A 9,057-nucleotide genomic window follows, 5' to 3' on the forward strand; every position below is an offset into this window, starting at 1 on the left:
GACTCGATTGGAAATTACAAAGTCAATAAGCTAAAGCGCTATCAGTCAATGAGCAACTAAGCTGAAAGAGGTCAGCATAAAAAACCAAGCTGCACGGCAGGGCACGATGCCATACAGTGCAGCTTGGAATCTAAGCGCTTCTATTGTGAGGGGGCAGATTACTGCCGTACCACCTTCAGCACTTCCCGGTAGCCCTGCTCGTCCCGCACTTCCAGGAAATACAAGCCGCGGGGCAGATTAGAGGCGTCAAAGCTATGGTTGATGGCTCCGGCAGGGAGCTGCAGTTGCCGTAGGGGCTGCCCAAGCTCGTTGAGGAGTATAGCTGTTGCTTCCAATTCAAGGGGCTGCTCAAAGTCGAGGGTGAAAGCACCGGAAGTCGGGTTGGGAGATACGCGCGCCCGCTGCACATCGGACAGGGCATCTGCAATCGGTCCGGTGTTCGGAGCAGACAGGTTCATGCCAGACATGAAGTTGACTTTGTCAAAGGTGGCTGTTGCCGTTCCGAAGGGGTTGGTGGAGAAGACGGCCAGGCCCATTTCCACGCAATCGCCCATAGGGAGTTCTGCCTGATGGAACTTAATCCACTTGCTGCCATTCTTATAAAACCCGTTTATCCGATCGCCATTACGTACCAGGCGAAGCATGAAAGGAAAAGAAGCATATGTCGTATTGGATTCATTCTGCCCATTGTCTGTATAACGGATCTCGCGGCGCAACAGGCTCGTCAGGTTACTGTATATACCAATCATTCTGGCGCCCGGAGCGCTGCTCTCGCGTATCATGAGGCCTGCATAACCACCTTCCACGCTTTCGATGCGGGCTTGTATACCGCCATTGCCACAGAGTGGCAGGGAAGCAAAAGCCATGTTATCTGAGGTATTAGGGATGAGGTGGTAGCCATCGGCACTGATGGTGTATTCCGCAGGGCCAGCCACGCAGGGGTCAAAGTTATAGCTGTTGCCGCTACCCGGGTCCCCGATATCGGTAGCGATCCATGGCCACGGCAGATCAGTGGGCAGGGTTACAGTTACGGTGGCGGTACATTCATCTGTATCACCATTGCCATTGGATACAGTTAGCGTGACGGTATTATCACCCAGATCTGAGCAGCTGAAAGAAGAAGGGCTGACCGAGCTGGAAGTAACTCCAATCGAGCCATCGTTTACAGTATTGGCATTTATGCTTGCCGAGCCGTCTCCCTGCAGTGCAACTGTAACATCTTTGCATATTGCTTCGGGAGGACAACCTGATTTAATTTCGAACGATGAACCGCATCCGGATGCATTGGAGGATACATTAAAAAATGCGCTTTGAGGAGAATTGAGCTCATTGCAGAAAGGCTCAATACTGCAGGCAGAAAGATTAGGGTTACCTGTAATCGTGACCGCATTACCAACATCAACCAGATTGCCCAAAGCACTGATGTCATTAAGCACATTATTGTTTTTCAATTGAATTTGGGAACCAACAGTGCCCAGGTTATCCAAGCCTTCCAGGCTTTTTATCTTGGAATTGTCTTGAATAATTAAGTTGAAACGCACAGTTGTCAAACCCTCCAGGCCAGAAAGGTTCTCCAGTTCAGGGTTGTTATCAACAATAAGAGCGTTAAGAGAGTTAATGCCATCCATGGCGGATATATCCTTTAGCTTATCGTTTAAACCGATAATGAAGTTTTTAGCAATAGAATCAATGCCTCCTAAACCGGAAAGGTCCTCCAATTCACTGCATCCTATTACAGATAAAGACTCACCCACGATAGTTATGTTTTCTAAGCCCGACAGGCTAGTTAACTGAGGGTTATAACTTATTTTAAAACTCTTGCCCACACTTGTTATAAAAGAAAGAGCAGAAATGTCAGTAATATCCGTTGGAGTAGATCCATTAGCACGTCCTATCGTTAGGTTTCCAGGCGGTTCCGAACAACCAGAGTAGTTGGCAGCGAATGCATCAACCTCTGCTTGTGATTGCAAATTGATAAATAGACCCGCAGTCCCTGTAGGGCACTGAGCATGCAGCACTTGCGCAACAAGCAACCATAGGGGAATTAACAGTAATAGCTTTCTCATTAAAAAAATTAATAAGTGAACAATAGAATCAATAAGGGGGGAGTAATCTGATCCGGTGCCATCATCAGACAGCACTATCGATATGGGCTTGGTAATACTGGTTAAGCTTGCCTCTTCAAATAAGAACTTAAGCAGGTACTGAACTTTGCTTTTAGCAGCTCAAAGCCAGACAGCGCTACAGGCTGTCGCTTTGTCGAAATTCCTGACAGAGAGGGGGCGTACGTACGTGATTAACAGCTTCGATAAGCAACCTAAATCGTTAGGTTATTACCGTATTTCAATCTCAAATATGCCACATTTCAACTATACAGCAAAACGGCACCAACGTAGTCTTAAGAATCAAAACCCCCTCATTTACAAGTAATTATACAATTCTGTTGATTTACCGTTCCTGAGTTGTAGACAAATTGTAGACTCCTTTCGCAGATTTTCATGCTGCTCTGGGGGCATTTTACGTGAAAATTTTTCGTCTGGAAAAATCACACTGCGTATTGAGGCAATCTTCTGGCCGGTTTTCCTAAGCTAAAACCAGGTAAGAATTGATGACAACAACACAGGATAATAGCCTGAATCGCTGCTATCCGCAGCGCTGACTCTTATTGCAGAACCGGAAACTTAGCTAATTAACAAAAGCGAGATCATTGCGCAGGGAGCGCAGCGTTGACTGAAAACCAAAAAAAGCAAGGCGCCATTTTAATAAGCACCTTGCCAATTTAACAACTCCCAACACTTCTTCTATTTCATAATCACCATCCGCCTTGTGGCGCTGTTCTCGCCGATACGGATGGTGTGTCCTACTGCCGCCTGCTGCCACAGGTTCAGAAGGCTTAACCGAGATATGTTTGCACCCTTTTATGCATACCATCTCAGGGGTAAACCTTTAGGTCCTTGCTTAGCTGTACTGCCTTTGCCGGGTCGGAACCGAACGCCGTCTCGCCATTAGATGGGTTTGGCTGATTCTCGTACAGCGCAAAACCTGCGTACCAGCTACTGTGCCGCTACTGTACTCTACCGCTAAGCTAGCGCCCTTACCGTAAGCTTCAACTTTCGCAACTATTGAGCTCACGCTAAGCTCTCCACTCTGTACAACATAGCTGTACACGATGAAGCTTTAAGCCAGGTAGAGACCAGTCTAAAGTTATATTCTGTTGCAGCACAGAATACGATGTGTTAGAGAGAAATTCCAGAAAAGCACTAGTGCTTTCGAATAGTGCTCAGGGAGTTGGAGCATGTAAAAATACTCTTCACTGTGCGAGAGTACTTTTACTTAAGGAGGGTATTAAATATTCCTTATTTATTAGAACCAGCGCTCTAAAAAACACGAAATACCTGTAGCAATAATTGTAAATGACACATAAGTAAACTTAAAGTGAGGTTGAGCTCCTGGTAATGTTCAATAATGTGTGTCTCTGGGTTAAAAACTAGTTATTCTGTCACGCTGTTCCAGCCGTATTCTGTAGGCCGTAGGCCGAAAGAATACGGCTGGAACAGCGTGCGCCGCGGCTCATTCCACCGTCACATGCTGCAGATAACGGTCGCCGTACAGCTCGATAAGCTCCTGCTGGATAGTCGACCATTTGAAGACATTCCGGCTCCAGCTCTTGCGCTTGCGCTGAAGGCTAAGATATAGTTGTTTCAGCAAGGCATTCTCCGTACACCAAGCACCTTTTGTCTTGGTCACTTTCCGCATCTGACGGTGCACGTTCTCCACAGCATTTGTCGTGTAGATCATACGCCGTATTTCAGGGCCAAAGTCAAGAAAGGCAGTAAGCTCCAACCAGCTTTCCCGCCACTTGTCGCTTACATGGCGGTACCGTTTGCCCCACTTAAGCTCAAAGGCTTCCAGGGCCTGGAGCGCCTCCTTTTCCCCGGCGGCTTGGTAAATACCCTTGAGGTCCCTGACAACCGCCCTGCGGTCTTTGTCCTGTACGCCAATCAGGCTAGTGCGTATCATGTGCACGATACAGCGCTGCACCGTGGCTTGTGGGTATATCCGGTTGATGGCTTCCCCAAAGCCAGCAAGCCCGTCGACGGCAAAGAACAGGACATCCTCGACGCCACGGCGCTTGAGCTGCTCCAGGTACAGCGACCATTGGTGGGCGCCCTCACTGGCACCTATATGGATGGAAAGAATATCACGCTGTCCTTGCGCGTCCACGCCATAAATAGTGTAGATCGCCTTTGTCACCACCTGCCCTTCTTCACGGATTTTGTAGTGTATAGCATCCAAGTAAATAAGCGTGTACAACGTCAATAAAGGCCGCTCCTGCCACGTCTTTATCTCCCCCCACACCCGGTCGGTAACAGCACTGATTGCACCGGTACTCAGCCGGGCACCAAACATCTTTGCTAAATGCAGCCTTATGTCCTCAACGCTATTGCCCATCGCATACAACTCTAGAATCTGGTCTTGAAAGCCTGCTCCTACCTCGCGTTCCCATTTGCCTACCGTCTGAGGGGTAAAATTCCCCAGGCGGTCACGGCTCGTTTCAATCTCTATCTCCCCAACATCGGTGCGCAGTTTCTTCGACCGCCCTCTGCCGTTGCGCTTGTTGGCTATTTCAGAGGCTCTTTGGCTAGCCAAGTGCGCGTCCAGTTCCCCTTCCAAAGAGGCCTCTATCAGGTGCTTGACTAAACGTTTGAGGACACCACCTTCTCCAAATAGCGGCTGGCCTGATTGTAGCCCCGCTATCGCTGACTCTTCAAAGCTGCTGAAGTCGAAAGGCTCTGTCTGTTCTTCTTCTTGGTTGTTCTTTTTCATGTCGTAAATCTCGCATTTTTTACGAGACACACATTTCTAAACACTCTCGAGCTCCTTTTTCCTGGAAAACTACAAACCAATACAGAAGCATAACCTATTCAAATATGCACAAATAATTACACTTGGAGTGTGGCTCCAAGAGGAGCCCAAACACTCACTAAGGCTCATGTAGTATTAAAGCCTAATTAAGTTTACCAATGCAAAACTGAAAACAACTATGCACTTACGATTCGTCGTTCTTTAGCGCTTTTGCATAAGCAAAGCTATTGTGACTTTTAAATTACAATAACCTATGAACTGAATATCTGTGACGATGCAAAAGAACAGCCCTCAAAAAAACTCATAACTATTTAAAATAAAATTTCATAGGAAACAATAATTAAAAATATTATTTCTAAAAACACGCCAAAACACCTTTCCCTCTATGTTTTATTCGCCTGCCAAATACGTATTATCTAAATGTGAGTGACATTAGTTAGTGAGCCTACCCCCAAATCCTGCGTGCCTTGCTCCAGGAATAGCCCTGTCAGCGCACGGATATCACATTGAGTTCCACGCAATCTATATAACCGTATGTAGGAATGATATTTGACTAGAGTTAATTAAGGTAGGTTTTGTATAGGGTATGGATGAGTATTTTCTGCCAGCTCTGCATCTCACATCTGGCTTTTCTCTAAACCTTTATGACCTTAAAAACCCGTTCACCAACCCACACAAAATATATGCCTGCCCCCAGGAAAGAGAGGTCCAGCTCAGCCTCATCCGAGAAGCCTTGCCTCAGGTAGACCCGTCCCAGCATATCAACTACCTGTAAGGTATGCGGCCCCTGTGCGGCAACATGGAGCCGGTCAGTAAAGGGATTCGGGTAGACCTGTACCTGAGCCTGTACTTCCTCCTGAGCAGGCATCGGAATGTCACAGTCATTGATAAAGCCCTGGCAATAGGAACGGTACGCCAGCGTACATTCCAGGACAAAAGGGTTCGGCTTGCCATCCTGATAATCAGCGATTGCGAAGGTCCTCTCCCACTCCTGCAGGTCCACAGGGTCTTTACCATGCCATTCGCAGAGCGTCTCCCGCTGGAGTTCGAAAAAGCCAGGGTCTGCTTCAAGTGCATCCTCTTCGTACATGGTGTAAAAGTAGAAGACTGCACGGGCCACGTTGCCCTTGTGGGATTCCCTTGGCTCGAACATTCCATTAACTCTCTCGCTACAGGCGTCAACGCCTGATGATGGAATATTACTCTGGGTCTGGTCAAAGTAGTACCAGGACGTCGTCTCATCATCATCGATCTCTCCGAAAGGGAAGTTGCTCCTGCCGGTATTCACTGCGGCCCTGACCGGGAACAAATGGTGCATATCCGAGTAGGGATTACCGTTATCTTCATCTGCTCCTTTACTTCTTGGGTACGTATGTTCGGCATTGATACCATTTGAGGACCCGTTCATAAACAGGTGCGTCGAAGGGTCTACACCGGGCGGCAAGTAAAGCCTATGACCGGAATAGACACAGCTCACGCTATCGTTTACGTTAAACAGCGTCCCGTACATGAAGTCCCTGGCTTCACCGTAATCAAGGACAGTCCATGGCTTGTACTCGCTAACGACTTCTGTCAGCAATTCATCCCCTGTTAAACCAGGGAATACGGGTGTGTGCGATTGAGCCTGCAACGGCGTGTAGAACGACAGAAGAAACAGGCAGGCCGTAATATGCGAGGCCTTGGATACTATACGCATAACAAAGTCGTTTGCGACATCGGAGCAGGCTACTTTCCGGCGTTTATGCCGACATCAAGTCGGTTTGCTGTGGCAAACCACTTTATCGTCGGTATAAAAAGCTGAGCCAATCTTTAGTCATGTGTAGTGCTGGGTTAGCCCGCCAAGGTAGTCAAATCCGCAGCCCCTAAATACCTAAAAGGAAGATGTTGTGACTACATTAAGAAAGGCCCCTGCTGCTTCCGGATAAAGGTAGCGCTGCGCTGGGCTTACAGCCTTGACGAAGAGCCAGCACACTCCGGAATACACACCACCCGCAATTGCACCCATCCCCTTAAAACTCCATGCTAGCAGCACAAAAATTACTAAGGGCGTTTCACTATAAAATTGCGTATAAAGCAACTGATAATTAATTTAGTGGCACCGAAGAGCTGCAATCATTTTTTGGTTGTGACGAACCGCAGCTAATGGGGGAAACGCCTCTCTCCTCTTCAGGGGAAGGCGCTTTCTTTTTTCCAAAAGGATAGCAGTTTACAAATACTGCTAATGACAAGTTTCAATTTATCCGCAGGTAAAATCCTTCAGATTGAGGGGGGCTACAACAGCAACCGCAACTGGCAGGAGAACTTTTTGGACGGAGCGTTCATCGGTACTAAGCACGGTATTACGCCCGCTACACTCGCCCACCACCTGCGCCGGGACATCACCCAGGCAGACATGGTAAACCTGACTAAGGCAACCGCCCTGAAAATCTACGAAAAGGAATACTGGGACCGTTACCGACTGAGCGAGTTCGACAGTCAGGACTTAGCCGAGATCGTAGCGGACGGTATCATCCAGCACGGCCCGGGCGGCAACGGGGACACTGTGGTGTAACGATGCTACAGCAAACCCTCAACGACTTGGGGGAAGACCTCGAAGTCGACGGCATACTGGGGAGCCTGACCGTCGCGGTCACCAACCTGCAGAGCAAAATCAACGGCGGGCTCCTGTACAACCTCTACCGGGACTCGCGCCTGAAATACTACGAATGGCTTGCCCTGCAAGACCCACGAAAGCTCAGCGTACTCCGGGCTGGAAAAACCGTATCAATAACCACTTTCCGGAATTGAGTAGGGTAAAGAGGCCGTCTTAAAAGCCCTGAAGCCCGAGGACAGGATTCACCCTGAAGTCAGACACTGGCTTCGGGATGTCTGATCTAAGCTGGCTATTTGACGGTCCTGTGAGGCCTCAGAGGGCCTGATGTTGGCTAAGCGGCCATTTTGAGTGCATTTTGGGGGTATTCTAATGCAATTTGGGCGTTATTTGGGCCTGGTTGATGAGGGCCGGGCATAGGTATCCTCTTGGCTCTCCTTAAATTGTGCCATTTGGTGAAATTATTGGCGATAGCAAGCAGCCCCATCTCGACATTTACGCCTTTAAGCCCCTGTAGCATGAACCGTCTGAAGCCCCGGTCTTGCTTGATGTGGCCAAAAACAGCTTCTACATCGATGTTGCGCTGGATCTTCTTTCGTTGCCCTTTTAGCGACTGCAGGCGCTCCTTAGCCTTTTGCCGGTACTGGCGGGCCTTGTGGCTTATCTTTATGGCCCGGTTCTGAGCTTTGGCTTTGAAGCATTGGCCACGTAAGGGGCAGCCCTCACAATTTTGGGCCTCATATATATGGATGGTTCTTATATATCCCGTTTTTGTTTTTTCTTTCGTCTGGCCCACTTGATGCATGTGCTGGCCCATAGGGCAAACAAAGTAGTCCCCCTCTTCATTATAGTGCAGCGCCTGCTGGGGGAACGCATGCTTATGCTTGCCCTTTTGCTCTTTATGGTAACCTGGGTATTTGACATAGGCTTCTATACCTTTCTCTTCCAGATACTCGTAGTTTTGCTCGCTGCCATAGCCTGCGTCAGCACAAACATTATCCGGCAATTTCAACCCGGCATTGTCTAGTACCCCCAGGGTGTCATCCATATGGGCTACAAAACAGCTTATGTCAGAAGCCGTCTGGTGCACCGTATAGTTGACGATAAACTGCTGTTCGGTACCGACCTGAAGATTGTAACAAGGCCGCAGTTGCCCATTGCCCAAGTGGTCGTCCTTTGTCCTCATGAAAGTAGCATCGACATCCGTCTTTGAATACGAGGAACGCCCGCCCAACAGCCGCTCTTGCTCTTCGTAACCTTCCAGCTTGGGCAGATGGTCTTTTGGCAGTTTGCCGGCCAGGCGCTTTTGCTTGGCTTGCGACTTGGACGGCTTGGTGTCTTCACCCCCGGGCATTTCACTGTCCAAGCGGCTGTTGATACGGCTGATGGCCTCGCGGACTGCCTTGCTGTCGCTAAGTGGCTGCTCCCCTTCTGCCAGCACATCCGTCTTTGTGCCTGGCCCGCCAGGGTCAGGCGGGGGGCTGTCCTCTTGGCTGGACAGCTCATCTATGTGCGCCAGTATCTGGGCCACCTTCTCCAAAACAGAGGCTTTGTAACGGGCTACGTTCTTAGCCCAGACAAAACTATAGCGGTTGGCCACC

6 protein-coding genes are annotated in these 9,057 nt (G+C 48.9%); 2 read left to right on the forward strand and 4 right to left on the reverse strand.

The window, feature by feature from the left end; genetic code table 11:
- Positions 1-158: 158 nt before the first annotated feature.
- The 3 genes from IX84_RS25935 to IX84_RS25945 form a co-directional block, all read right to left on the reverse strand.
- The gene (locus IX84_RS25935) at positions 159-1,754 is read right to left on the reverse strand and encodes a T9SS type A sorting domain-containing protein (RefSeq protein ID WP_160213944.1); all 1,596 of its coding nucleotides are present in this window, start codon (positions 1,752-1,754) and stop codon (positions 159-161) included.
- Positions 1,755-3,570: 1,816 nt separating this feature from the next.
- Positions 3,571-4,827 carry an IS256 family transposase gene (locus IX84_RS25940; RefSeq protein WP_044224525.1) on the reverse strand — a complete coding sequence of 419 codons (1,257 nt, stop codon included), beginning with the start codon at positions 4,825-4,827 and terminating at the stop codon, positions 3,571-3,573.
- A 673-nt stretch (positions 4,828-5,500) separates the two neighbouring features.
- Positions 5,501-6,562 (reverse strand): endonuclease, encoded by a 1,062-nt coding sequence (locus IX84_RS25945; RefSeq protein WP_052516416.1) that lies wholly within the window; start codon positions 6,560-6,562, stop codon positions 5,501-5,503.
- 525 nt (positions 6,563-7,087) lie between these two features.
- Between IX84_RS25945 and IX84_RS25950 the strand changes: the two genes are divergently transcribed.
- Complete coding sequence (locus IX84_RS25950; RefSeq protein WP_044228078.1) at positions 7,088-7,417, forward strand: glycosyl hydrolase 108 family protein; 330 nt, start codon at positions 7,088-7,090, stop codon at positions 7,415-7,417.
- 2 nt (positions 7,418-7,419) lie between these two features.
- Complete coding sequence (locus IX84_RS25955) at positions 7,420-7,653, forward strand: putative peptidoglycan-binding domain-containing protein (protein WP_044228081.1); 234 nt, start codon at positions 7,420-7,422, stop codon at positions 7,651-7,653.
- 137 nt (positions 7,654-7,790) lie between these two features.
- Here the strand turns inward: IX84_RS25955 and IX84_RS25960 are convergent.
- On the reverse strand, positions 7,791-9,057 hold a 1,267-nt coding region (locus tag IX84_RS25960), incomplete at its 5' end, for a transposase (protein WP_152605253.1).

Origin of the sequence: Phaeodactylibacter xiamenensis (assembly GCF_000759025.1) — a bacterium.
Taxonomy (GTDB): domain Bacteria; phylum Bacteroidota; class Bacteroidia; order Chitinophagales; family Saprospiraceae; genus Phaeodactylibacter; species Phaeodactylibacter xiamenensis.

What these genes read in the sequence shown, in the direction of transcription:
- IX84_RS25950 (WP_044228078.1), top strand. Translation starts at nt 7,088, where the DNA reads ATGACAAGTTTCAATTTATCCGCAGGTAAAATCCTTCAGATTGAGGGG.
- IX84_RS25955 (WP_044228081.1), top strand. Translation starts at nt 7,420, where the DNA reads ATGCTACAGCAAACCCTCAACGACTTGGGGGAAGACCTCGAAGTCGAC.
- IX84_RS25945 (WP_052516416.1), bottom strand. Translation starts at nt 6,562, where the DNA reads ATGCGTATAGTATCCAAGGCCTCGCATATTACGGCCTGCCTGTTTCTT.
- IX84_RS25940 (WP_044224525.1), bottom strand. Translation starts at nt 4,827, where the DNA reads ATGAAAAAGAACAACCAAGAAGAAGAACAGACAGAGCCTTTCGACTTC.